Below are 26,504 nucleotides of genomic sequence, written 5' to 3'. Positions count from 1 at the left end.
TGAGAGCGGAGAAGTCAATGGATATTGCAAATCGACCACAACAGCTGCAGCAGGGGCTAGGATACTGCAGAGCTAACTTGCAACGGCCGCTGAGAGTTATTCTAGCATTAAGCTGTTTATTAGTATCAGGCGTTTCACTGGCAGCAGTAAACTTAACGGATATAGATTTTAGCTCTAAACAGGGCGGTCGCTTCCAGGTTAAGCTGGATTTTGATGGTGTTCCTCCTGAACCCAAGGGCTATAACATAGAAAAACCCGCTCGTATCGCCTTAGATTTCCCCGGTGTTTCCAGTCAGCTTAAACAGAAAAAACATCCCTTATCATTTGGTAATGCCAGTAGTGCCGTGGTGATAGAATCTGCTGGCCGTACGCGCATGATTCTTAACTTGGTTGAGCTTGCTCCTTATACAACAAGGGTGCAGGGTAATACTTTATATGTGGAAGTGGGCGATGCCGGCGCTAGGGATTATTTAAAGCCTACACGTGAAGATAACTTGGTAGCGGCTACTCAAAAAACAATTAAAGCAAGAGCGAATAAAATTCGCAGTATAGACTTTAAACGTGGCGAGCTAGGTGAGGGTAAACTCCTGATTACTTTGGATAACCCAAAAGCTGATATCAATGTGTTTGTTGAAGGTGAAAAAATTAAAATAGATTTCAAGGGTACTGCCATTCCTGAGTCTTTACAGCGTCGATATGATGTTAGCGACTTTGCAACACCTGTACAGCAGGTAGAGGCAGCGGCTAATGAGGGCGGAGCAATTTTCGCATTACGTGCTATTGGTGAGTACGATTATCTGGCTTATCAAACAGATAATGATTACGTTATTAGCGTTAAGCCACTAACCAAAGAAGAAAGCGAAAAGCGTCAAAAAGAATTTGCCTATGTAGGTGAAAAGTTGTCGCTGAATTTCCAAGATATAGAAGTAAGAGCGGTGCTGCAGCTAATTGCTGATTTTACCGGCCTTAATTTAGTGGCTAGTGATACGGTTTCAGGAAAAATCACTCTACGGTTACAGAATGTCCCATGGGATCAAGCCTTAGAGCTGGTATTAAAAACCAAGGGCCTAGATAAGCGCCAAGTTGGCAATGTATTAATGGTGGCGCCGGCTGCAGAAATCGCCGAGCGTGAGCGCCAAGAAATTGCCAACAACAAACAAGTAGAAGAGTTAGCTCCTCTACAAACCGAGTACATACGCATACGTTACGCCGATGCCAAAGACTTGTTCGAGCTATTTAAAGATGGCGGTACTGAAGGCGAGAGTGGCGGGTCCGGCTCTATGTTGTCATTACGTGGCAGCATAATCGTGGATGAAAGAACCAATTCATTATTAGTAAAAGAAACCGCGCAAAAGTTAGAAGATTTTCGCCGAGTTATTAAGCTGTTAGATATACCGATTAGGCAGGTGTTGATTGAAGCTAGAATAGTGATTGCGAACTCGGATTTTGATGAGCAGTTAGGTATTGAATGGGGCGGTTCCTACGAGGCTGGGGTGAATGGGGTGAATAGCAGTACAGGATTACCCAATCGTTTAATAGGCGGCGGCAGTAATAATACCTTTGTTGAGCAGGCCAATCGAGAAACTATAGACTGGGGTGATGCTTTAGGTGTTGATTTGGGTGTAGCCAACCCAGCGGGCTCGTTTTCTTTAGGTTATATAGGTACTGATATTGCTTTATCTTTTGAACTGTCGGCTCTTGAGTCTCAGGGGCGCGGTGAGATCGTATCCCAGCCTAAAGTGATTACTGGCGATAAACAGAAGGCCGTGATTAAGTCAGGTACGGAAGTGCCTTATCAGCAATCATCGGGTAGTGGTGCTACTACTATAGCTTTTAAAGAGGCTGTGCTGAAATTGGAAGTGACGCCAAGTATCACGCCTGATGATAGAATTATCATGGACTTAAAGATTACCCAAGATTCTGTAGGCGACCTAGTTCCCTCGGGTACTGGTGGTTTCGTGCCTACGATAGACACTACTCAACTAGAAACACAGGTTCTGGTCGGTAATGGTGAAACAGTCGTATTAGGTGGTGTGTTCCGTACTGAGGATGTGCGCTCTGAAAGTAAGGTGCCAGTGCTGGGTGACATTCCCTATCTAGGTCGTTTATTCCGCCAAACATCGGTACGCCAAGTTAAAGCTGAAACGCTAATCTTCATTACCCCTCGTATCTTAGCCGACACACTTATCGACTAATCCATGAAAGCATTAGGTAATATCTTCTTAGTCGGCCCTATGGGGGCCGGCAAATCTACCATCGGCCGCTTATTAGCGGCTGAGCTTCGTCTTGAATTTAAAGATACGGATAAAGAAATCGAGGACCGCAGTGGTGTAGATATTCCATGGATTTTTGATATGGAGGGCGAAGACGGTTTTCGCCTACGTGAAGCGAGTATGCTGGATGAGCTCAGCCAGCAAGACAAGATTTTGCTGGCGACTGGCGGCGGCATAGTGATGCAGACAGAAAACCGTAAAGTGTTGGCGAGTCGGGGCCAGGTGGTTTATTTAAAAGCATCTATAGACGAACAGGTAAGGCGTACCAGCCGAGATACAAAGCGGCCTTTGTTACAAGGCGATAACCCCCGTGCGGTGTTAACGGCTTTAATGGAGCAACGCCACCCTCTATATGAAGAAATTGCTGATTATATCATCGACACCGATGGCCGCAGCCCTAAGTCGGTGGCCCTAGAAATTAGCCGTAGCATAGCTAGCTAATATTCTCTTATCCGGCCGCATAGTAAGTTCTGCTCATGGCCTTTATAATGCATTTCATACTCAAAACATCTATGAGATCTTGATAAATGCAAACCTTACACGTGGACTTGGGCGACAGAAGCTACCCTATCTATATAGGCCAAGGCCTAATTGGTCAGCCTGAACTATTGTTAAAACATATAACTGGCAAGCAGGTATTGGTCGTTACCAATGAAACGGTTGCGTCACTTTACTTAGCGCAAATTAGGCAAAGCTTGCAGGGCCTGCATTATTCAGAAGTGATATTACCCGACGGTGAGCAGCACAAAACGCTTAATGTGCTGGCGCGTATTTATGATCAGCTGCTTAAAGATAAACACAACCGAACCACAACACTGATAGCTCTGGGCGGCGGTGTGGTGGGCGATATGACTGGCTATGCCGCAGCCAGTTACCAGCGCGGTGTTAATTTTATTCAAGTCCCCACCACATTATTATCACAAGTGGATTCCTCGGTAGGGGGCAAAACCGGCGTTAATCATCCGCTGGGCAAAAACATGATAGGCGCTTTCCATCAACCTCAGTGCGTCATTGCCGACACCAGTACCTTGGCCAGCTTGCCGGATCGCGAATTATCAGCAGGCATAGCAGAGGTAATAAAATACGGCTTGATTTGCGATGCCGAGTTTTACGATTGGTTAGAGTGCAACGCCAGCTCCATGTTAGCCAGAGATCAGGCTGCTCTTTCCGAGGCCGTTTACCGCTCCTGTCAAAACAAAGCAGAGGTGGTCGCGCAAGATGAAAAAGAGTCTGGCATTAGAGCTATTTTAAATTTAGGTCATACCTTTGGTCATGCAATAGAAACCGCGCAAGGTTATGGTAATTGGTTACATGGCGAAGCCGTTGCTGCTGGCATGATGTTGGCGATAAAGCTTTCTGCGCAATTAGGTTGGATACCGCAGGCTGAAGTAGCAAGATTGGCGCAGTTGTTACAGGCGGTGAAGCTACCCATAGCGCCGCCAGCAATGACTCAACGGCAATTTTTAGAGCTAATGATGGTCGATAAAAAAGTCTTGGATGGGCAGCTGCGGCTGGTTTTGTTAGAGAGTGTCGGCAAGGCTATAATCACCGCTAATATCACTACCGAAGATGTCAAAAAAGTGTTGGCGGATGCGGGCGTGCAGGCTTAGCTAAGTAAAACAATAACAAGCAGGGGCGCTTATGTTGTCTCCAAAGAAAAGTGTTAATACCTTTACCGAACACTATGTCTATCGCTTGGACTTAGGTGTAGACCCTTTTGCCGAAAATTTTCGTCCCAGTTTTTTTTACCCAGGTGGTGAGCGCAGAAAAGTTTTAGAGCAGCTGGTGCATTACAGCCGCTTTAGCAAGCAGCCGGTACTACTCTGTGGCGACAGCGGTAGCGGCAAAAAAAGCTTGCTGCAAGAAGTGCTGGAACAACTACAGGCGGTAATGGACTGCTGCCGCATAGATGTTGCGGCACTGTTAGATCAAGAGGCAATACTGGCGGCGCTGGCGGATAGATTGGGGCTAAAGTTAGATGATAATTACAGCCTAGTCTCTTTTAACAATGCGCTAAAATTTACCGTCTTATCTGACGACGAACCTGAGCCAATTTTAATTATTGTTGAGAATATCCAATTATTGGAACAGGCGGAAATAAGTCTGTTACAGGAGATACATCAAGCGGCGCAGGGTGGCATACATTTATTGTTGGTGAGCAGCGAGACTGAAAATGCCAGCAAGCACCAATATATGCAACAGCAACAAGCCATAAAAATCGTTGCGCTCAGGCCCTTAAGTCAACAAGAGAGTGTCGAATATCTACAGCTATTACTGCAATCGGTAGGTTATGCTGGAGAGTTTCCTCTTAGCGATAAGCTAATAAACAAGCTACATGAAAGTGCCCAAGGTAACTTTGCCGCCATGGGTCAGCTGATGCCTACGTTGTTAATGCACAATGATGCGCTAAGTGTTAACAATACAGGTTTGGGTGTGCCCATAACTCATGTAGGCGCTATTACCATACTGGCTGTAGCCATTGCCATTGCTTACTTCTATCGAGGTGAGGAGTTTGTGCCCGGCAAGCCAAATACACAAGTGACAGCACCACAGGCTGTGACTGAAACTCAGCCTAAGCCTGAGGCGACATCCCCACCACAGCAGTCCGTAAGCGTTAGTAGGGACGAGGCAAAGGCGGCTGTAGTTGCGGGAAAAACGCCCGCTCATGATGGCGCGCGCGACCTTAACGCAGAGCCTGCAGTACCGCGTGCCAGTAAAGCGCTTGAGACGCCGGTAGTTGTGCAACCGAGCAAGGAGCTGCCACTGACGACTAGTGCCCCAGTGGTTAAAGCTAAGGCTAAGACCGTTACGCAATCCACCGCCAGTAATACACTGGGCGCTAGGGAACAGCGCTTACTGGATATGCCCGCTAACGCGTACATGTTGCAGCTGTTGGGTAGCCGTAAAGAGCAAAGCGCCAAAGACTTTATCGCGCCTTACCAGCGTCAGCTTGCCATCACCTATATAGCAACCTCCTTAAAAGGTCAGCCTTGGTATGTGGTGTTAGCAGGGCCCTACGATGACCGCGCACAGGCCCTAGCGGCAATGGCTCAGCTACCGCAGGCCTTGCAGCGCCAAAAACCCTGGGCCAGAAGCTTGTCGGGCATACAAGCAGATTTACGCAACAAAACAGACGAATAAGCTTTTTAGGTAAAAAAAACAGCGTTTTCGTCTGCTCTTCATTTGTTAGTCGCAAATTTAATGTGTAGTATGGCTGGCCCCGCGACAACAAGCCTGAGCGCAAAAGCGTAGGCTCCACCGCATAAATATCGAATATCGAATAAAGATAAACTAATAGAGAGTGTGATGTATGACTGCAGGCCTATATAGACCGGATGACTTCCGCGACAATTGTGGATTTGGTCTTATTGCTCATATGCAAGGTGAGCCTAGCCACGAACTATTAACAACCGCCATAACATCGCTAACCTGCATGACCCACAGAGGCGGCATCGCTGCTGATGGCAAAACCGGTGATGGCTGTGGCTTACTGATGAAAAAGCCCGATAGTTTCCTGCGCACTGCTGTGCAAACAGAGCAAGCCGTGACCTTACCTGAAGACTATGCGGTAGCGCAGATCTTTCTAAGTGCCGATCCTATGCTGGCCTCCGCCAGCAAAAACACCATTGCCGAGTTAGTGGCGCAGCAGCAATTAAGCTTAGTGGCTTGGCGTGATGTACCGGTAGATAAAAGTGTCTGTGGCGAGATAGCGCTCTCCTCCATGCCCACCATCATGCAGTGTTTTATCGATGTAACGACGCTGAGCAAAGAGCAGGTGGCTGTCACATTATTTTTATTGCGTCGCAAAATTGAAAAAGCCTTAGTGCACGATGAGGCCTTTTATATCTGTAGCCTTTCCAGTGCAGTGATTTCATATAAAGGCTTGGTGATGCCGGTGGATTTGGCCAAGTTTTATCTAGATTTGGCTAATCCTGCTTTAGAAACGGCCATTTGCGTTTTTCACCAGCGTTTCTCTACCAACACTCTGCCACGCTGGCCTTTGGCGCAGCCCTTTCGCTTGCTCGCCCATAATGGCGAAATTAATACCATAGAGGGCAATAGAAACTGGACAGAAGCGCGCCGTAATAAATTTGTTAGTGATAGGCTGCCAGATCTAGAGAGCATTATGCCTCTGGTGAATAAAAGTGGCTCCGACTCTTCAAGTTTAGATAATATGTTAGAGCTGTTAGTGGCCGGCGGCATGAGCTTATTTAGGGCGGCGCGTTTATTAGTGCCGCCAGCCTGGCAAAACATGGACAGAATGGACCCGGATGTTAAAGCCTTCTATGAATACAACTCCATGCATATGGAATCCTGGGATGGCCCTGCCGGTATCGTGCTTACCGATGGTCGCTATGCGGTGTGTATGTTGGATAGAAACGGTTTGCGCCCCGCGCGCTATATCATTACTAAAAATGGTTTTATAACCCTAGCCTCTGAAGTGGGTACTTATCCATACCAACCCGAAGATATCGTAGAAAAAGGTCGTGTAGGGCCGGGCCAGATTATTGCAGTCGATACGGAAACAGGGCAGTTATTAAATAATGAAGCGATAGAAAATGAATTAAAATCAGCTCACCCCTATAAACAATGGTTACGCGATGGCGCGGCAAGAATTGAATCCACGTTGGGAGGGGCTGAAAACGATCTGCTGTTAAGTAAAGTGCAGCTGCCTATCTATCAAAAAATGTTTCAGGTCAGCTTTGAAGAGCGTGAGCAAGTGCTGCGCCCTTTGGCCGATAGCGGCAACGAAGCGACAGGCTCTATGGGCGATGACACGCCTATGGCGGTATTGTCACAAAAACAGCGTGGCCTCTACGATTATTTTCGGCAAAAATTTGCCCAGGTAACCAACCCCCCTATAGATCCTTTACGGGAAGCTATAGTGATGAGTTTGGAAAGCTGCCTAGGTGCCGAAAAAAATGTTTTCGAGCAGTCCCCTGCGCATGCCGAACGCATAGTGCTGAATTCACCGATATTATCAGCCTATAAATTCAATGCCCTACTACAGGTGGAGCGTGTCGGTTACAGCTCTATTAGCTTGGATCTATGCTATGACCCCGAGCAAAAAAATCTACAGCAAGCTGTGCAAAACTTATGTCAGCAAGCGGTAGCTGCGGCGAAGCAAGGTCATACGCTTATCGTGCTCAGCGACAGACAGTTAACACCGCAGCGCCTGCCTATACACAGCTTAATGGCGACGGGCGCGGTACATCATTGCTTAATCAAAGCGGGCCTGCGTTGCGACAGCAATATTATTGTTGAAACGGGGTCGGCTAGGGACTCCCATCAAATCGCTTGTTTAATAGGTTTTGGTGCTACCTTGGTCTACCCCTATATGGCTTACAGTGTGCTGGACGATTTATTAGCCAGTGGCGAAATATTGGGTGACCCTATACAAATACATCGCAATTACCGCAAAGGTGTCAACAAAGGCCTGCTCAAAATTTTATCGAAGATGGGTATAGCAACTATTGCTTCTTATCGCGGTGCACAATTATTTGAAGCGGTAGGTTTGGCCGAAGATGTCGTAGACTTATGTTTTTGTGGTGTGGCCAGCCGTATCAAGGGCGCAGGCTTTAGCGATTTAGAGCGCGACCAATTAGCCTTGGCAAAAAATGCATGGCTAAGCCGCAAGCCTATGGAACAAGGCGGCTTATTAAAGTATGTGCACGGCCAAGAATACCATGCCTTTAACCCCGATGTGGTCTGTCAACTGCAGGCCGCGGTGCAGGCAGGGGATTATAAATTATGGAAAATATATGCGGATAGTGTGAACACTAGGCCAGTGGCTACGTTGCGAGATTTATTGGGCTTTTCCAAAAACATTAACCCCATTGATATAGCTGACGTAGAACCCATAGAAAATATATTGCCTCGTTTTGATTCTGCCGGTATGTCTTTGGGGGCATTAAGCCCTGAGGCGCATGAAGCGTTAGCCATGGCTATGAATCGCTTAGGCGGGCGTTCAAACTCTGGCGAGGGTGGTGAAGATCCCGCTCGCTATGGCACTGAGCGTAACTCAAAAATAAAACAAATTGCCTCAGGGCGTTTTGGAGTAACGCCGCATTACTTGGTTAATGCGGAAGTGCTGCAAATAAAAATCGCGCAAGGTGCCAAACCCGGTGAAGGTGGGCAATTACCTGGCGGCAAAGTAAATACCTTAATTGCGCGGCTGCGTTATGCGGTGCCGGGGGTGACGTTAATTTCACCGCCGCCCCATCACGATATTTATTCTATAGAAGATTTGGCGCAGCTCATTTTTGATTTAAAGCAGGTTAACCCCACTGCATTGGTGTCGGTAAAGCTAGTGTCAGAGCCCGGCGTAGGCACTATCGCTGCAGGCGTGGCTAAAGCCTATGCCGATTTAATTACTATCTCCGGTTACGATGGCGGTACCGCAGCCAGCCCCTTAGCGTCTATACGCTACGCGGGCTCTCCTTGGGAATTGGGTTTGGCCGAAACGCAGCAGACCCTGCGGGCTAATGGTTTGCGCGGTTTGGTACGGGTGCAAACCGATGGTGGCTTAAAAACCGGCTTAGATGTGGTGAAAGCCGCAATTTTAGGTGCAGAAAGCTTTGGTTTTGGCACTACACCTATGGTCGCCTTGGGTTGTAAGTTCTTACGCATATGCCATCTCAATAATTGTGCAACCGGTGTCGCTACTCAAAATGATTATCTGCGGGATAAACATTTTATAGGCACCGTAGAAATGGTGATGCATTTCTTCAAGTTTATTGCCGAAGAAACACGCGAGTGGCTAGCAGTATTGGGTGTGCGTTCGCTGGAAGACTTAATCGGTCGTACTGATTTATTAGTGCAGCTGGAAGGGCAAACGGATAAACATAAAAACCTAGATTACTCAGCCATACTCTACAAAGATGCCGAGTTTGCTGAGCAGGCTGAGTTTTGCCAGGTCAGTAATAACCAACCTTTTGATAAAGGTCTAACCGCCGAAGCAATATTGGCGGCAACCCAGCAAGCTATAGTTAATAAAACCGGTGGCGAATTTACATTTACTATCAATAATTGTGATCGCTCTATAGGCGCGCGTTTATCCGGCGAAATTGCTCGGCATCATGGCAATAGCGGTATGAGCGATAATCCCATAACGCTTAAGCTTAGCGGTACTGGCGGGCAAAGTTTTGGAGTCTGGAATGCAGGTGGCCTACACCTTTATTTAACCGGTGATGCTAACGACTATGTTGGCAAAGGCATGGCTGGCGGAAAAATAGTCTTGCGTCCACCTGAAGGCGTACAGTTTAGTTCGCAAGATACCCCGATTATGGGTAACACCTGCCTCTATGGTGCCACCGGCGGCAAGTTGTTTGCGTCAGGGCGCGCTGGTGAGCGTTTTGCGGTGCGCAACTCTGGTTGTCATGCGGTGATAGAAGGGGCTGGCGATCACTGCTGCGAGTATATGACCGGCGGCAACGTCACCGTTATAGGCTCTACCGGGGTGAATTTTGGCGCCGGTATGACCGGTGGTTTTGCCTATGTGTTAGATGAAGATCGCAGCTTTGTGGATAAATACAATAGCGAACTGGTGCAAATTCAGCGTTTGAATGTCGAATCCATGGAAGCCTATAGGCATCATCTGCGTAGCAATATCAGAGAGTTTGTCGACGAAACAGGTTCTGAATGGGGGCAGTACATACTTGATAACTTTGTGGATTACATCGGTAAGTTTTGGATGGTGAGCCCCAAGGCCGCCAGCTTAGATGCCTTACTGGCCAGCACCAAACAGCGGCCAGAATAAAGATAAGAGTAAAGCCGCTTACGTTAATACCGATTTATAGAGTGATTAAAACCATGACAGAGCGTTTAAACAATGTCTTTCAGTTTGTCGATGTAGGCAGACAAGATCCGACTAAAAAAAATATGTCGGCGCGTACTGAAGAGTTCGTCGAAATTTATCAGCCTTATCAAGAGCCGGAAGCGCAGCAACAAGCGCATAGGTGCTTGTCCTGTGGTAATCCCTACTGTGAGTGGAAATGCCCGGTGCACAACTTTATTCCCAACTGGCTAAAGCTGGTTGCCGATGGCAATTTATTCGAAGCCGCTGAATTATCCCACCAAACCAATACCTTGCCGGAAGTCTGTGGCCGGGTGTGCCCGCAAGATAGGCTGTGCGAAGGCGCCTGTACCTTAAACGATGGTTTTGGTGCGGTGACTATAGGTTCCACCGAAAAGTATATTACCGATACTGCGCTGGCCATGGGCTGGCGGCCAGACCTTAGCCAGCGGGTGTGGACCGATAAAAAAGTCGCCATTATTGGCGCCGGGCCCGCAGGTTTGGGCTGCGCTGATGTGTTGGTGCGTGCGGGGGTTAAGCCAGTAGTGTTTGATAAATATCCGGAAATTGGTGGTTTATTAACCTTTGGTATCCCAGAGTTTAAGTTGGAGAAATCGGTAATGACGCGCCGCCGTGAGGTGTTTGAAGGTATGGGGATTAGCTTTCAACTCAACACCGAAGTGGGATCTGATGTTACAATGGCGCAATTAATGGCGGAGTATGACGCCGTTTTTATGGGCATGGGTACCTACCGTTATATGAAGGGTGGTTTTCCCGGTGAAGATAAGCCCGGTGTTTTCGATGCGCTGCCCTTTTTAGTGGCCAATGTAAATCGTAACCTAGGTTTTGAAAAAAGCCCCAGTGACTATATTAGTGTGCGTGGGCAAAAAGTGGTTGTGTTAGGCGGTGGTGACACCGCTATGGACTGTAATCGCACCGCCATACGCCAGTGCGCCAGCCAAGTGAGTTGCGTTTATCGTCGGGATGAGGACAATATGCCCGGTTCGCGCAGGGAAGTGGCCAACGCTAAAGAAGAAGGGGTGGCATTTTTATTTAATCGCCAGCCTTTAGAGATAGTCGGCAACGGCAAAGTGGAAGGCGTTAAAGTCATACGTACGCAGTTGGGTGAGCCCGACGAAAAAGGTCGGCGCAGGCCAGAGCCTGTGCCCGGCAGTGAAGAGATTATCCCGGCCGATGTGGTGTTAGTAGCTTTTGGTTTTCAGCCCAGCCCACCGGATTGGTTAGCAGATTACAATATCGCCCTCAACGATTGGCAGGGCGTGGTTGCCGCAGAGCAACAGCAATATAAGTTTCAAACCAGTAACCCCAAAGTTTTTGCTGGCGGTGATATGGTGCGCGGCTCCGATTTAGTGGTTACAGCTATATGGGAGGGGCGACAGGCCGCCGAAGGAATTTTAGATTATTTAGAAGTGTAAAAAACTATGTCTGAATTAAAAAATGATCGTTTCCTACGTGCCCTAAATCACGAGCCCGTTGATGTCACTCCTGTGTGGATGATGCGCCAAGCCGGTCGCTATTTACCTGAATACCGCGCTGCGCGTGCGCGTGCGGGGGACTTTATGTCGCTGTGCATGGATCCTCAGTTAGCCTGTGAAGTGACCATGCAACCACTAGAGCGTTATCCTTTGGATGCGGCCATTTTATTTTCAGACATATTAACTATCCCCGATGCGATGGGCTTAGGCTTGTATTTTGAAACTGGCGAAGGCCCACGTTTTAAAAAGCCAACGCAAGATGAAAAAGCTATTGAAGCTTTAGAAGTGATAGATCCCCATAAAGACCTAGGCTATGTAATAGATGCGGTTAGCACCATACGCAAAGAGCTGAACGGCAGCGTACCGTTAATTGGTTTTTCTGGCAGCCCCTGGACCTTAGCCACTTATATGGTGGAAGGCGGTTCCAGCAAAGATTATCGTCGTACCAAACAAATGATGTACAACCAGCCAGAAGTCTTTCATCAGTTACTGACTAAATTGGCTGACTCGGTCATCGTGTATTTAAATGCGCAGATAGAAGCGGGCGCGCAAGCGGTACAAATTTTTGATAGCTGGGGTGGTGCCTTATCCCATGCTGCCTACAAAGAATTTTCGCTCAATTATATGCAGCGCATAGTGGATGGTTTAATACGCGAGCGTGAAGGCCGCAAAGTGCCGGTGATTTTATTTACTAAAGGTGGCGGCCAATGGTTAGAGCCCATGGCAGCTACCGGTGCCGATGCGCTGGGTTTGGACTGGACTACTGATATTGCTCAAGCCCGTGCGCGGGTAGGTGATAAAGTGGCGCTGCAAGGTAATATGGACCCCAGCATGTTATACGCCTCACCGGCGCGGATACGCGAAGAAGTGGCAGCAATATTGGCAAGTTTTGGTAAGGGTAATGGCCATGTGTTTAATTTGGGCCACGGCATTACTCCTGAGGTGAACCCTGAACATGCCGGTGTTTTTATTAATGCAGTGCATGAGTTGTCGGCACAATATCACCAGTAGCAAGGCTATTTTCTGCAATCATTTTGTCGTAAGGCTGTTTTGGTTGCAGTGATTGTATGCTTGTACGCAATTTCTGCCCTTGTGCTTGGCTTGGTATAGCGCTTGGTCAGCTCGTTCCATGGTGTCGGTCACCTCGTCTGGCAGGCGCCATTCAGTTACACCAAAAGAAACGGTTAAGGGTATATAAATTTCCCCTTTGATAAAGGGGGATTTTTCTATGGTTAATCTTGTGCGTTCGGCTAACTCCAATGCCTGGTGTTCGTGGGTCTCTGGCAAAATAATAATAAATTCTTCACCACCTACCCTGGTGCACATATCTGATGCGCGTAAGTCTGTGCATAGCACTTTGGCTAAATGTTGTAATACTTCATCGCCTATATGATGGCCGTACTGATCATTAACAGCCTTAAAGAAATCTATATCTATAGCTATCAGCGAAAAGGCACGTTTACTGCGCCTAGCGCGTTTTATTTCAGCGGTGATCAGTTGGTGAAAACTTCTGGGGTTGTGTAGTTTGGTTAGGTGGTCGGTGAGGGCTAGTTTTTTTAATTCGTGCTCTGCGCGCTTGCGTCTGTCGATTTCTTTTTCTAAACGTTTATTGGTATAGGCCTGTATTAGAATGGCAGCAATCATAATGATAATGATACCGGCTAAATAAGGCCACCAGCTGCTAAAACGTTCTTGCCATGTAATGGGCTTATAGATAAATCCTGATAGCTGCTCGGTGTTTTCCACCATACCCAGTTCCTGAAATATGTTAGCCATGTGCTGAAAGCGTCTAGGGTGCATATGGCCTATGCTAATAAGCTCGGGAATTATGAGTTCGCGTACGGCGTTGGCCTCGTAGCGTAAATGATTGAGCGACTTAGCGCTTTGGTATTGTTGTTTTAATAGCTGGATAATTTCTTCGGGGTGGTCTAGTGCGTATTGCCAGCCCTGTAGGGTGGCATCAACAAAACGGCTAACTTTATAAGGGTGTTGCGCAACCATCTTTTTGGAGGTAAATAAAATATCACTATAAAAGTCTATTCCATAATCTGACGGCCGCAACATATGATAGGCAATGCCACGCTCTTCTAAATAAAAAGGCTCATTAGAAATGTAGCCATTAAATGCGTCGACTTTTTTTTGGTATAGATCACTAATATCGTAGGAGCTGGGGATAATGTTAATGTCGTCTAGTGAGCCTTTCGCCGCATAAAGCATGGCCAGCAAATCAGCATCTTGAGAGTTCACCCCGTCTACCAACATCACGGTTTTATGATTTAAGTCATTAACAGTACTTATGCCGCTGTCTTGGCGGCTGAGCAAAATGGAAGGGGAGCGTTGAAAAATTGCCGCCAGCGCAATCAGCGGTTTTCCCTGTAGCCTTGCCAGTAATACTTCGCTATTACCTTCAGCAAAATCTACCTGCCCTTTTAATAACTCGGTGATTGGTTGGTGGTTTTTATCGCCGGCAATAATCTCTACATCAAAACCCGCTTGTTGATAATAGCCCTGTTGTTTAGCGGCATAGTAACCGGCAAATTGAAATTGGTGATGCCAGCGCAATTGCATGCGTATTTTTTCTAGTGGCAAGTTGGCCAAGCTATGGCTGCAGAGTAGTAAAAAGCTAGCGATATAAGCGCAGTAAAGCGTAGCTTTTTTCATAGAGTTACACTCAGTCGCTAGGCTTGGGAGGGTATGAGCTCAGTATCTCGGCTACCGCCTTATCAACTTGCTCATCGGCCGCCGCAGGATCGTCAGCTGAGACGGTAAACGCATAGCTGCCTTGCCAAACCACTTTATTACTTTCGGTGTCGGTAAGGGTAATAACAATATTGACATCGTTGACCAAGGTTTCACTGCTTAGTGGCACGCTAAGTGAGATGCCAAAAAAGCTGCCACCGCCGCCGCTACCCAGACCTATGCCGCCTCTGGAATTGGGCTCTTGAGTGCGCTGTTGTGAGCGTAACAAGGGCGTCAACAAAAGGCTGTGAGCTTGTGCCTGTTCAGTTTTTTGCAAGCCGCTAAGGCTGGTATGTTTATCAATGGCAGCCATCAGGCGCTTTTGCATTAAGGCATTGTCGTCTGGGGCGGTGGGGGCCAACTGGTAATAGCGATACTGTTTAAATTGGGTGCCGGTGTCATAGTCGGTGGCGACTGGGCTGCTTTGACAGGCGGCGAGTAGGCCTAGCAGCAGGCTGGCGCAGAAAAGTTTAATCATAATGGTATCCAGCGGTTAGGGTCTGTGTAGAGGCTAGTTTTGCTTATTGTTGAGGTATGTTACCTCCACTTAACTATAGAGGAGTAACGATTATGCGCAACAGTAAACACAGTGCTTTATGGGAGATAGTTTATGGCTTAAGTCTATGGCTAGGCAGCATAGACTGGGGGCAGAGCTTGTGAGAGGTAGAGCTGCTTAACGGCTAAATTGAGCGCTCTAACTACGGTTAGTGAGAAGCTGCGACCCAGCTCTCGGTTGCAGGTGATAAGGGCATTGAGGCTGGCTCGGCAGGGGGGATAATGGCTGTGCAGCGTTAGTTGCTCGCAAAATAAATCCAGTGCCGCAATGAACTGGGCTGCGCAATGAATTTGCTCGCCTTTTAATTGCTTGGGATATCCGCTGCCATCCCAATTTTCATGGTGCTGCAGGCAGATCTCGGCAGCAGTTTGCCAGCCGGGATGCTTGAGCAAATATTGATAGGCTGCCAGCGGGTGCTTAGTCAGTATTTGTGTATTATCGGTGGGTACGGGTTGAGTGGAGCCATCGAGCACCGCCATGCCTATATCATGTAGATAAATAGCGGCTACTAACTGCGGGCTGTCGATATCGCTGGGTAAATGCGGCAGAGCGGCCTCGGCTATCTGCACCATCTGTTGGTATAGTTGGCTGTTACCGCTAAGCTTTAAGGCCAGTTTCTCTTAGGTGGCTTTAAAAAACTGCAGTTGTTGTTGGCGTATGTCTTGCTCACTTTCCGGGGCGAGTACTACCGTTATCGTGTTCGCGGAGGTATCTATCGCGCCGCTGCGTAAATCCAGTAGTAATTGCGCGATCAGCTGTTCCGCAGCATAGCTGTTATCGGCCAAGGCGATGGCCAAAAAACGACTGCCTATAGCGGCCATTTCATCGGTTTCACAGGCGGCTTGCTGCTGCAAAATATCCAGATGGTAGCGCAGCTTGTCTAAGGCCAGTAGGCAGGTTTCTGTTAACAGGCTGTTAAAGCTCAGCCTGCCTTTGCGCACCTCAGAGATGCTTTCTTCTATGCCGTGTACATAGTCGGTAAAGGGGGTGAGCAAGCACATACGAAAATTGCCTTTAATCGTATGCAGGTTTCTAAATAAATCGTTGAGTAAGTTTTTGTCGTCGGGGTAGGCAGCTAAATGCTCTAGCGCAGGCTCCAGCTCATCCAAGGCATCTTGGATGGAAACGATAAGCTCCTCTAGGGTTTCGGCGTCTAAATCTTTGGGTAAGGTAAATATCATTATTATTGCTATGTGGTACGCACGGCTTTTTATACTAGGCGCTATTGGCGTCTAGTGAAGTAAGTATTTGTACCTAAGTGTAGCTAATTTATAAGTTATAGCTTATAAATGCAGCGATAAAGGGTCTGTTGGGCGGCTAGATACTTGCGCTCAAAGGGGGTCATCACCGGCTCGGGATTAAAGGCCTGCGCCTGTGCTGGGTGGCCAGCTAAGCTTAGGGCCTGGGCAAACTCCTCTACATAGATAGGCCAGTTGCTTCGCAGCTCTATGCGGCCGCCCAGTGCCAGCAGGCTGCGAAACAGCGGCGAGCCGTGGCAGCGGCGCTTAATATGGGCCGACTTAGGCCAGGGGTTGGGGTATAGCAAATAGTGGTGGCTGAGCTGCCACTGGGCATCTACTGCCAAGCGCCAAAAATCATCGATATCGGCGCGCAGTAAATAGTAATTATCGACGCCGCTGGCACGGTAGTGCTCGTCGTGTTTATTGAGCCGGTGCAGGGATTTATCTAAACCTATAACGCTGGCTTCGGGGTGTAGCTTGGCCAAGGCCACGGTGCTTTCACCCACGCCGCAGTAAGAATCAAAAATAATCGGCCGCTTGAATTGTTGTTGCCAGTTGTTGGCTTCCTCAAAAGCCTGCACGCTAAAGGCGGGGTAAGGCTTGCGAAAGGGCGAGGCTAAATGTCGGGCTACCAGCTGGGCTAATTGCAGGTGGGGGCCGGTTTGGTTGCTGATAACGGCCTTGGCGTTACTGGTCAAATCTGAGCTCACAAGTCATTCGCTTAGGGTTGTTGGGCGGTTTGATAAACAGCAACGGCACGGGCGCGCTGGTCAATTTGCTGCTCTATCTGTTCTAGCATGGCCTGTTGGTTGCCTGCGCTGTTATGCAGTTGCTGCTCCAGTTGCGAGGCTAGCGGGTAGGTGATGGGGAAGAAGTCATGCTCTTGTTGGCTGAGGGCAATATTTTTTTGTAGCTGTGGCGCTAGGTCGGGGTTGATTAGCTGGCTGGCAAATAAACTGCCGGCGCGGTCGGCAATTAAATCCGACACTGAAAAGCCGCTATAGCCGTCTTGATCTTGCAGTTCTTTATACAAGCCTATGGCATCGGCGATAGAACTGTTGGCAAACAAGGTGATTACCGCGGTGCTTAAAAAGTGGGTGGCTAAATCTTTACGCCGCTCTATGGTCAGCTCTATGGGTTGCTGGGGTAGCTGTACATGTTGTTGCAGGTTTAGCATCTCAAAGTCTTCGCGGTCGGCGGTGTGTAAAAACAGTGCCAGTAAAATAGCCTTGTTGTCTGCCACAATATCGGCCTGAGGTTGGCTAAGCGCTAAGTTAAACAGCGCGTGCATCACTTCATAGAGTTTAATGCGTTGCCCCAAGCGATTGGCAAATTGCTGCTCTATAGCTTGCTGATAAAAGGGCAGTCGCTCTAAGGCAGTTTTGCCTATAAATAGTTCTAGTTGTTGGTGTTGCAGCTGCGCCTGCATGCGCTCATCAATATTAAAATCTATAGCAATATGATTTTCGCTAAGGGTAATGGCTTCTATGGTTTGCCACAGCTGGGTGCCGCTGTTGTATTGCGGGTGCTGTTGGGCGTAGGGCATAGTCATGTTGACGAGCAGCTCTACGCTTTGTTGAGGCAAGTTTATGCTGCCGATTTGGCCGCCCAATAGCACCAGATTTTTACCGTAAGTGGTGAAGTCTATACGCAGGTTTAGATAAGGGCGCAGAGGCAGGTGAGTGTTAATACTGAGTAATAATTCGCTGCGCTCGGGCTGCAGGTTAACATGTCCGGCAAAGTCCAAGTGCTTTTTAAATTGCTGACTGCTGTGCCGTATCAGTTGATTTAAATCCTGGCCGCTAAATTCCACCCGCTTGTGGGTGGGCGTGGTTTCACTTTGCTGAATAAACTGATGTATACGCCCTAGCTCTTGTGCGGCGCCATCGTCGGCGGCAAAGCTAACGCTGGGTTGGGCTTGTAGGCTCATCCACCAGCCGACTATGGGCAGTGACAATAACAGTAAAAAGATAAACAGTAATACCAGTAAAAATTTCTTCACATTCGCAACCTGTTAAGCCGTGGGCCTAGTTAAAAGACTTGTAGTGGTGGTTCATTGAGCAGGGCCCATTGTTCGCGTAATTCTAATACATGTTCGGACCAATAGCGCACCGTATTAAACCACGGGAAGTTGTGGGGGAAGGCAGGGTCCTGCCAGCGCCTTGCCAGCCAGGCGCTGTAATGCATAATGCGCAAACTGCGCAGCGCTTCCGCAAGGGGTAATTGGCGCGGATCAAAATCGTAAAACTGATTATAGCCATCGGCCAGTTCAGAGAGCTGCGCAGTTTGCTGCTGCCTATCGCCCGATAAAAACATCCAGATATCCTGTATGGCCGGAGCCATGCGGGCATCGTCTAAGTCGACAAAATGGGGGCTGTCGTCGCGCCATAAAATATTACCGGCATGGCAGTCACCGTGGGTACGTATAGCGGTGTAGGGGACTTGCGCAAATAATTCTTTAATGGCGCCTAATAAATCTTCGCACAGGCTGTTGTAAGCGGTGGCCAATTCCATAGGGATAAAGTTTTCACTAATAAACTGATGGCTGTTACTGCCGAAGCTCTCTATGTCCAAGTGTGGTCGGTGCTTAAAATCTTGGGTAGCACCCACGGCGTGTATGCGTGCCACTAAACGACCCAGTATGTGCAGGCTGTCTAAGTCGCCTAGGTCGGGGGCGCGGCCGCCGCGGCGTTCATACAGTGAGAATTTAAAGCCCTGAAAATCTAACAGAGTTTCACCGGCGCTGTTTTGTTGCGGCGCAACCACCGGCACGTCGGCTTCGACTAATTGCTGGCAAAATTCATGTTCTTCTAATATCTGTTCATCGCTCCAGCGCTGGGGGCGGTAAAATTTGGCGATGATGGGTTCGCTACCTTCTATACCAATTTGGTATACGCGGTTTTCATAGCTGTTCAGCGGGTAGATGCGCAGGTCGGTGATTAGCCCTGTGCTTTCTATGGCGTCTAGCACTAACTCGGGGGTGAGTTTTTGATAGGGGTGTAAGCTGTTGTCGCCATCGGGGGTTTCAACGTCGGGCGCATCAGTATCGGATGCTATATTGCCGGACACTTTATTACCGGATATTTCATTATCGACTATTTCGTTATCGGGCACTTCATCATCGGGTATGGCACGATTGGACATTTACGCTTCCAGGGATTGATTGAGTAGGGCCACGCTTTTAATTTGTGCGTATACGTTTAGGCCGGGTGCTAGCTGTAGTTGTTCTAGGGATTTATAGGTGATTCTGGCCAGCAGGTATTGCTCGGCCACTTGCAGTTTTACCATAGCGTGGGCGGCGTTATCCTGATGCAGTATGCTGACTATGCAGCCTGGTAAAATATTGAGTATGCTGCTGTCGCGTTGTGGGCTGAGGCTGATACTGACGTCCCGCGCCGGTATACGCAAGCGCAGTTGCTCGCCTATAGGACGCTGGCAGTGCAGCCATAGTGATTGCTGTGCGCCTATAGACAGTTCTGCCAGTTGATACTGTGAGTCGCTGCCTATGATTTTACCCTGCAATAAACTGGCGGCTTGCTCTTGCTGGTTGAGGCGTAAATCCAAGCGGTGGCATAGCTCTAGCAACGGCCCTTGCGCGCAAATTTCACCCTGCTCTAGTATCACTAAGTGATCGGCCAAGCGGCTGACCTCATCCATATTGTGGCTGACGTAAATCACCGGTACGTTTACCTGCTGTGGCAGCTGCTCTAGCAAGTCTAAAATCTCATCGCGGCTAGCTTGATCCAATGCCGACAGCGGCTCGTCCATTAATAGCAATTGCGGTTGGCTGAGTAGGGCGCGGCCTATGGCGACGCGCTGCTGTTCACCGCCGGAAAGTGTGGCGGGGTATTGGCTTAATAAGTGGTCCAGTTTTAAAAATGCACATATCTGCTCTAGGCTATAACTCGAGCCCTTGTTGTGGCAGCGTTGATAGGCGTAGTGCAAATTTTGCAGCACATTTAAATGCGGAAATAAGCGCGCATCTTGAAATACGTAACCTATATGGCGCTGGTGGCTGGGGATAAAAGCACTGTCGTCTTGCCAAATCGTATTATTAAAACGAATGCTACCTTGGGCGCCTTGCTCCAGCCCCGCTATGCAGCGCAGCAGTGAAGTTTTGCCTGCGCCGCTGTCGCCATACAATGCGGTAATACCGCTATTGGCTAGCTCGCCTTTGATGTTTAGTGATAGGCGATCACGTTGTAAATTAAAGGCTAGTGATAAGCTCATTGTGGGCCTACCACGCTAAGCGAGCTGGGTTTATTCATGCGATAAACCAGGCTTAATAGCAGCAGTGAAAACACCACCAGCCCCGCGGCTAAAATGTGGGCCTGTTGAAATTGCAGGCTCTCTACCCGGTCGAATAAGGCGATAGAAAGTACCTGGGTTTTTCCGGGTATATTGCCGCCTATCATCAGCACTATGCCAAATTCCCCCACGGTATGAGCAAAGCCTAAACTGGCGGCAGTAATAAAACTGCGCCGCGATAGCGGCAGCACAATACTGAAAAATCTATCTCTAAAGTCAGCCCCTAAAGTGCTGGCGGCTTCTAATAAGTTTTTCGGTAGTTGCTCAAAGCTGGCTTGCAGCGGTTGCACCACAAAGGGCAGCGAGTATAGCACCGAGCCCATGACTAGGGCGCTAAAACTAAAGGCTAAAGACTGCCCCGTAGCGGATAACCACAACTGGCCAAAGGGGCTGTTGGGGGCAAAGGCCAGCAGTAAATAAAAACCCAATACGGTGGGTGGTAATACCAAGGGCAGTGCTACTAAGGCTTCAAAAATGGGTTTGCAGCGGCTGCGGCTATGGGCCAGCCACCAAGCCATGGGGGTGCCTATGATTAATAAAATCACCGTGCTTATAGCAGCTAACTGCAAGCTTAAAACGATGGCGGCGATGTCATTAGCGTGCAGCATGGCTTAGTTCCGCGAGGGCAGTAGATAGCCCTGTTGAGCAATAAGGTGTCGGGCAACGTCGGATTGTAAAAACGTCATAAAGGCTAATGCAGCCTCATTATGCCGCCCGGATTGTAACAGTATTGCCTGCTGCCGTATGGGCTGATACCAATCCCTAGGTATGCGCCAGTAGTGCACGCCCTGTTCTACTAATAGCGGCGAGAGGGGAATAAAGGCCCACTGCACATTGCCGGTCATTAAAAATTGCTGGGCCTGGCTAATATTATTGCCCCGTATTAATTGTGCTGGCAGCGGCGGCCATAGCTGTAAATGGCTGAGGCTTTGCTGCGCGGCCAGCCCGTAGGGCGCGAGGGCTGGGTTGGCGATGGCGATGGTCTTAGCCTGGCTGAGCTGTTGCCTAATGCTGCTTTCGTCAGCCTGATCCAGCGTGTGGTTTAGGCTGGCTAATACCAGCTGCCCCTGAGCATAAGTGAAACGGCTATGGGCAAGGGCTAAGCCTGCGCGCTCCAGCTTTTGTGGGTGTTCTACATCGGCGGCTAATAAAATATCGAAGGGCGCACCGTGGCTAATTTGGTTAAACAATACGCCGGTGGACGCACTGCTAATAATCAGCCGATGGCCGCTTTGCGCTTGAAAGTGGTTTTGTAGCAGTAACAAAGTGGGCTTAAAGTTAGCGGCCACGGCTACATTCGTGCTACCCGCCATGGTGAGGCTGGATAATAAGCTGCTAAAAATTAAGGTGGTCAGTAAGCGCATACGGGCTAGGGCGTCTTCGGTGGATATATAGAGCAGGGGATGATACTAAAGATGCCCAGCCCACACATCGCTTATTACAGGTTTATCGGGGTGCGGGCCAAGCACCACACATGCACCTCTGCTGCACCTGCGGCTAACAGGCATTGGCTCATGGCCTCGGCGGTTGCTGTGGTAGTGACCACATCATCAATAATAGCGACACACTGGCCCGCGATAGCACTGTTTGCTTTGATCTTAAAGGCCTTCTGCAAATTGCGCCGCCGCTGGCGGGCGTTGAGCCCTTGCTGCTTGGGGGTGTGCAGCTGCCGTATCAGGCTGCGGTTAATGGCTATACCCAAATGCTTGCTTAATTGCTGGGCCAACAACTCGCTTTGGTTGTAACCCCGCTGCCACCAGCGTCGCCAATGCAGTGGGGTGGGGATTAGCAGGCTGGGCAGTTGCGAGTTTGCGTAATGCTGGCTGATACGTTCACTTAATAGCTGCGCCAACGCCTTGCCGTGGCTGAGTTTGGCTTGGTATTTAAAACCGTTAATCAGCTCATCTATGGGCGCCTGATAACGCCAGCCCGCGACTAAGGTATTGAAACTAGGTGGTTTTTTCAAGCACTTGGCGCAGCTGTCGCTATGCTCGCTGGCCAGCGGCAGGGCGCAAATTTGGCATTGTGGTGGCTTTAGGATCGGTAGCTCCGCTAGGCAGGCTGGGCATAGGTCTAATTGGTTGGGGCTGGCTTGATCGCAGAGTATGCAGCGATAGGGGGCTATATAGGCCATTAATTTGTTAACCATGAGAGTCCTTTCAGGTTGACAGCTTTGGGTGAATCCTTATCATAGGAGGCTCTGCATCCTTGATGAACACGCCCTGAGCGCTATAAACCAACATTCTACCCATAGCGCTTACGCGTTGGAATAACATACGAGTATAAACATGACTGCATTACGCCATGACTGGACCCTAGCCGAAGTACAGGCGCTATTTGAATTACCCTTTAACGACTTGCTGTTTCAAGCGCAAACCGTACACCGTGAGAATTTTGATCCCAATCAAGTGCAAGTCAGTACTCTGTTATCCATAAAAACCGGTGCTTGCCCGGAAGATTGCAAATACTGCCCGCAGAGCAACCGCTACGATACCGGCCTAGAGAAAGAAACCTTGATGGCAATAGAAAAAGTCATAGACGAAGCCCGCGCTGCCAAAGCCACCGGCGCGACTCGTTTTTGCATGGGTGCCGCTTGGCGTTCACCCAAGAAAAAAGACATGCCCTATGTCACCGCCATGGTCAAAGAAGTGAAGGCAATGGGCCTAGAAACCTGTATGACTTTGGGCATGTTAAGCGGCGATCAAGCGCAAGAGTTATCAGAAGCGGGCTTGGATTATTACAACCACAACCTCGATACTTCACCAGAATACTACGGCGATGTGATTACCACCCGTACCTATGCCGATAGACTCAACACCTTGGCGAATGTACGGGAAGCGGGCATGAAAGTATGCAGCGGCGGCATAGTCGGCATGGGCGAGTCTGCCAAAGACCGCGCCAATTTATTAATACAATTAGCCAACCTACCTATGCACCCCGAATCAGTGCCGGTAAATATGTTGGTAAAAGTTGAAGGCACGCCCTTTGCCGATTTAGAAGACTTAGATAATTTTGATTTTATCCGCACCATCGCGGTAGCGCGTATCTTAATGCCCGAATCCCATGTGCGTTTGTCGGCGGGCCGTGAATCTATGAATCAAGAGATGCATGCTCTGGCATATTTTGCCGGTGCTAATTCTATTTTCTACGGTGAAAAATTATTAACCACACCTAATCCCAAAGCTAACAAAGATATGCAGCTGTTTGATCGCTTAGGTATTAAGCCTGAAGATAGAGACGGTCAGCACTGTGATGATGAGCTAGAGGGCCGTTTATTAAACGATGTCACCAGTGCGCGCAACGATAAGTTTTTTTACGACGCCAGCGCCTAAGCTATTGCCGCCCTATGGCCAACTTAGACTCACTCTCTGCGGCGCTGGCTCAGCGCAAGCAGCAACGCCTCTATAGAACACGGCCCCTGCTGGAAAGCGCTCAAGGGGCGCGTGTTGTTGTTAGTGGTAAATCCTATCGCAATTTCTGCAGCAATGATTATTTAGCCTTAGCGAACCACCCTAAAGTTGTCGCTGCCTTTCAACAGGCGGCCAATGATTTTGGCGTGGGCAGCGGCGGCTCGCATTTAGTCTGTGGCCACAGCTCATTGCACCATCAATTAGAAGAAGAACTGGCGGCGTTTACCGGTCGCGATAGAGTACTGCTTTTTTCTACTGGCTATATGGCTAACGTCGGCATCATTAATGCCTTGCTGGGCAAGCACGATGCGGTGTTTGAAGATAAGTTAAATCACGCCTCGCTATTAGATGGCGGCTTATTATCGGGGGCAAAATTTCAGCGCTTTTTGCACAATGATATTGCCAGTCTGACCAAAAAACTGGCAGCCAGCACCGCCGAAAGAAAATTGATAGTGGTAGATGGTGTGTTCAGTATGGATGGCGATTGTGCGCCCTTAGCAGAATTAGCGGCCTTGGCCGAACAGCAAGATGCTTGGCTAATGGTGGACGATGCTCACGGCTTTGGCGTATTGGGTGAGCAGGGCGCAGGTTGTGCTGAACACTTTCAATTAGATCAAAACCAATTACCGATATTAATGGCAACACTGGGTAAAGCCGCGGGTAGCTTTGGCGCTTTTGTGGCGGGCAGTGAAGTATTAATTGAAACCCTTATTCAATTTGCCCGGCCCTATATTTACACTACCGCCTTGCCACCGGCCATTGCAGCCGCCTCGCTAGCGAGCTTGGCGATTATTCGTGACGACCGCGAGCGCAGGCAAGAATTGCAACATTTAATTAGCCATTTTAAACAGCAGGCGCAGGCCCTAGGCTTGACGTTAATGCCTTCTAATACGGCGATACAGCCTTTGTTAATAGGCGATAGTGCGAAAGCCTTGGTGGTTAGCCGCGCTTTAGCCGAACAAGGTTTTTTAGTGGGCGCGATACGGCCACCGACTGTCGCTAATGGCACTGCGCGTTTACGTATGACCCTAACAGCGGATCACAGCGAACAGGATGTCAGCGATTTATTAGCGGCTTTAGCCAGCGTGTTGGACCCGTTGTAATGCATTATCAAACACTGCCCGCTAAAAATGGCTTAGCAAACGCTGAGTATTTATTGCTAATCCATGGCTGGGGTATAGCCAGTGCTGTGTGGCAGCCCTGTGTGGCCACGCTTAACGAACATTATCATCTTACGCTGGTGGATTTACCTGGCTTTGGCCGTAGCGTGGATGTTGCCAGTATGCCCTTGCCAGCGTTGCTGGATGAATTAAATTGCATCATGCCCGAATCTTACTCGGTGTTAGGTTTCTCCTTGGGTGGCATGCTGGCGCTGCAGTTGGCGCAGCAGTTCCCCCAGCGCGTACAGCGTGTTAGCACTATTGCCAGCAATGCGGTTTTTGTGCAAAAAACCGATTGGCCGCAAGCGATGGCGGCAGACGTTTTTCAACAGTTTTATCAATTGGCTGAGCGGTCACCAGCAGCTTGCTTGAAGCGCTTTTTATTATTGCAAGCCAAGGGCAGTGATAATGAAAAGGCGGTGGTTAAAACATTGCGCGAACTCAGCGATAAGCAAACCCCTAATGCCGAGAGTTTAACCGACGCATTGAACTTGTTAGTTGACATTGATAACCGTAAAAAAAACAGCCAGCCTGTGCTTTGCCTGTTAGGTGAGCACGACCAATTAGTGCCGGTACAGGCTGCCAATGATTTAAAAGAATTGAATGCAGAGGTTAAGGTGATAGCTGGTGCGGCTCATGTGCCCTTAGTCAGCCATGCGGAGGAGTGCTGTGCCGCCATTATTAACTTTATGCCGTCGTCAGTAGCAAAGCCACTGTGTGAAAAAAAACGCAATAAGTTATTGGTGGCTAAATCTTTTGCCAAGGCGGCTGCTACTTATGATTCCGTAGCGGGTTTGCAAAGAGATATCGGTAACCAGCTATTAGAGTGTTTGCCCAGCAATAATGCCGGGCTAGAGCGTGTTGTAGACTTAGGTTGTGGCACCGGTTTTTTTCTACCTAAGCTACAGCAGCAATTGTTACCTGCACAATTGGTCGCCTTTGATTTGGCTGAAGGTATGCTGCGTTATGCCCGCGACCACAGAGAGCTACAAGATGCGTTATATCTTTGCGGTGATGCCGAAGCCATACCCTTGGCGGATAATAGTGTTGATATTATTTTTTCTAGCTTAGCAATACAGTGGTGTGAAACCCCCGAGCAATTATTTGCCGAGGTTTTTCGAGTATTAAAACCCGGAGGGCGTTTTGTGTTTGCTACGCTGGGGCCGGATACCCTCAATGAATTACGCAGTGCCTGGCAGCAGGTTGATAGCTATGTGCATGTGAATCAGTTTTTAGATGAGGTCATAGTTAATCACGCAATTGCACAGGCTGGCTTTGTCGTGCAGCAGTGGCAAGAGCAAACCGTGGTGTTGCAATACTCTACGCTCAAGCTGCTTACCCGTGAGTTAAAAGCCTTGGGCGCGCACAATGTTAATGCCGGTAGGCCTAGCGGTTTAATGGGCAAGCAGCGGGTAAAGGCGCTATTAGCCGCCTATGAAAATCACCGCAACGAACAGGGCATGCTGCCAGCCACTTATCAAGTTTGGTATGGCGTGATAACCAAGCCAGAGGAGCAGAGTTAAACC

General features: G+C 48.8%; 21 protein-coding genes. 10 read left to right on the top strand and 11 right to left on the bottom strand.

The features are described from left to right. Positions 1-17 precede the first annotated feature (17 nt). The 7 genes from B067_RS0101930 (at position 18) to hemE (ending at position 12,575) form a co-directional block, all read left to right on the top strand. Positions 18-2,195, top strand: coding sequence for a type IV pilus secretin PilQ (locus B067_RS0101930; protein ID WP_019528362.1), 2,178 nt, complete (start codon positions 18-20; stop codon positions 2,193-2,195). Between the two features lie 3 nt (positions 2,196-2,198). Further along, complete coding sequence (aroK, locus tag B067_RS0101925; protein WP_019528361.1) at positions 2,199-2,714, top strand: shikimate kinase AroK; 516 nt, start codon at positions 2,199-2,201, stop codon at positions 2,712-2,714. 86 nt (positions 2,715-2,800) lie between these two features. Beyond that, the gene (aroB, locus tag B067_RS0101920; RefSeq protein WP_019528360.1) at positions 2,801-3,883 is read left to right on the top strand and encodes a 3-dehydroquinate synthase; all 1,083 of its coding nucleotides are present in this window, start codon (positions 2,801-2,803) and stop codon (positions 3,881-3,883) included. Positions 3,884-3,914: 31 nt separating this feature from the next. Further along, positions 3,915-5,414, top strand: a complete 1,500-nt coding sequence (locus tag B067_RS0101915; RefSeq protein WP_019528359.1) for an SPOR domain-containing protein — start codon at positions 3,915-3,917, stop codon at positions 5,412-5,414. Positions 5,415-5,583: 169 nt separating this feature from the next. Beyond that, positions 5,584-10,032 (top strand): glutamate synthase large subunit, encoded by a 4,449-nt coding sequence (gltB, locus tag B067_RS0101910; protein WP_026244346.1) that lies wholly within the window; start codon positions 5,584-5,586, stop codon positions 10,030-10,032. Positions 10,033-10,085: 53 nt separating this feature from the next. Further along, positions 10,086-11,504: an FAD-dependent oxidoreductase gene (locus B067_RS0101905; RefSeq protein ID WP_026244345.1), complete on the top strand. Its 1,419-nt coding sequence runs from the start codon at positions 10,086-10,088 to the stop codon at positions 11,502-11,504. Between the two features lie 6 nt (positions 11,505-11,510). After that, the gene (hemE, locus tag B067_RS0101900) at positions 11,511-12,575 is read left to right on the top strand and encodes a uroporphyrinogen decarboxylase (RefSeq protein ID WP_019528356.1); all 1,065 of its coding nucleotides are present in this window, start codon (positions 11,511-11,513) and stop codon (positions 12,573-12,575) included. A gap of 18 nt (positions 12,576-12,593) precedes the next feature. On the opposite strand, the gene B067_RS19420 is transcribed toward hemE, so the two are convergent. The 11 genes from B067_RS19420 to B067_RS0101845 form a co-directional block, all read right to left on the bottom strand. Continuing rightward, positions 12,594-14,225 (bottom strand): GGDEF domain-containing protein, encoded by a 1,632-nt coding sequence (locus tag B067_RS19420; RefSeq protein ID WP_019528355.1) that lies wholly within the window; start codon positions 14,223-14,225, stop codon positions 12,594-12,596. A gap of 10 nt (positions 14,226-14,235) precedes the next feature. Then, positions 14,236-14,781 carry a DUF4136 domain-containing protein gene (locus B067_RS0101890; RefSeq protein WP_019528354.1) on the bottom strand — a complete coding sequence of 182 codons (546 nt, stop codon included), beginning with the start codon at positions 14,779-14,781 and terminating at the stop codon, positions 14,236-14,238. A gap of 149 nt (positions 14,782-14,930) precedes the next feature. Continuing rightward, a complete protein-coding gene (locus B067_RS0101885; protein ID WP_019528353.1) occupies positions 14,931-15,431 on the bottom strand; it encodes an HD-GYP domain-containing protein in 501 nt (166 codons plus the stop codon). Positions 15,432-15,479: 48 nt separating this feature from the next. Further along, positions 15,480-16,040, bottom strand: a complete 561-nt coding sequence (locus B067_RS0101880) for an Hpt domain-containing protein (protein ID WP_019528352.1) — start codon at positions 16,038-16,040, stop codon at positions 15,480-15,482. 95 nt (positions 16,041-16,135) lie between these two features. Then, a complete protein-coding gene (trmB, locus tag B067_RS0101875) occupies positions 16,136-16,810 on the bottom strand; it encodes a tRNA (guanine(46)-N(7))-methyltransferase TrmB (protein ID WP_019528351.1) in 675 nt (224 codons plus the stop codon). Between the two features lie 11 nt (positions 16,811-16,821). After that, complete coding sequence (locus tag B067_RS0101870) at positions 16,822-18,102, bottom strand: hypothetical protein (protein ID WP_019528350.1); 1,281 nt, start codon at positions 18,100-18,102, stop codon at positions 16,822-16,824. A 29-nt stretch (positions 18,103-18,131) separates the two neighbouring features. After that, positions 18,132-19,244, bottom strand: a complete 1,113-nt coding sequence (locus B067_RS0101865; protein WP_019528349.1) for a serine/threonine protein kinase — start codon at positions 19,242-19,244, stop codon at positions 18,132-18,134. Then, entirely contained in the window at positions 19,245-20,330 is a 1,086-nt protein-coding gene (gene modC, locus B067_RS0101860; RefSeq protein WP_019528348.1) for a molybdenum ABC transporter ATP-binding protein, read from the bottom strand. Continuing rightward, a complete protein-coding gene (gene modB / locus B067_RS0101855) occupies positions 20,327-21,016 on the bottom strand; it encodes a molybdate ABC transporter permease subunit (RefSeq protein ID WP_019528347.1) in 690 nt (229 codons plus the stop codon). Before modB ends, modC begins: the two co-directional genes overlap by 4 nt. Positions 21,017-21,019: 3 nt before the next feature. Beyond that, positions 21,020-21,772, bottom strand: coding sequence for a molybdate ABC transporter substrate-binding protein (gene modA / locus B067_RS0101850; protein WP_019528346.1), 753 nt, complete (start codon positions 21,770-21,772; stop codon positions 21,020-21,022). A 74-nt stretch (positions 21,773-21,846) separates the two neighbouring features. Further along, positions 21,847-22,557 carry a ComF family protein gene (locus B067_RS0101845; protein ID WP_019528345.1) on the bottom strand — a complete coding sequence of 237 codons (711 nt, stop codon included), beginning with the start codon at positions 22,555-22,557 and terminating at the stop codon, positions 21,847-21,849. A gap of 139 nt (positions 22,558-22,696) precedes the next feature. On the opposite strand from B067_RS0101845, the gene bioB reads away from it, so the two are divergent. Genes bioB through bioC form a run of 3 tightly spaced genes read left to right on the top strand, consistent with a single transcriptional unit; the run spans position 22,697 to position 26,501 of the window. Then, entirely contained in the window at positions 22,697-23,740 is a 1,044-nt protein-coding gene (gene bioB / locus B067_RS0101840; protein WP_019528344.1) for a biotin synthase BioB, read from the top strand. A 14-nt stretch (positions 23,741-23,754) separates the two neighbouring features. Beyond that, on the top strand, positions 23,755-24,921 hold the full coding sequence (gene bioF, locus B067_RS0101835) for an 8-amino-7-oxononanoate synthase (protein ID WP_019528343.1): 1,167 nt from the start codon (positions 23,755-23,757) through the stop codon (positions 24,919-24,921). Next, entirely contained in the window at positions 24,921-26,501 is a 1,581-nt protein-coding gene (gene bioC, locus B067_RS21560) for a malonyl-ACP O-methyltransferase BioC (RefSeq protein WP_019528342.1), read from the top strand. Before bioF ends, bioC begins: the two co-directional genes overlap by 1 nt. The last annotated feature ends 3 nt before the right edge of the window (positions 26,502-26,504 follow it).

It is taken from the genome of Dasania marina DSM 21967, from assembly GCF_000373485.1.
GTDB lineage: Bacteria > Pseudomonadota > Gammaproteobacteria > Pseudomonadales > Dasaniaceae > Dasania > Dasania marina.
The sequence above is the reverse complement of the archived record's forward strand: the minus strand, read 5'-3'. Positions and strand labels throughout refer to the sequence as shown.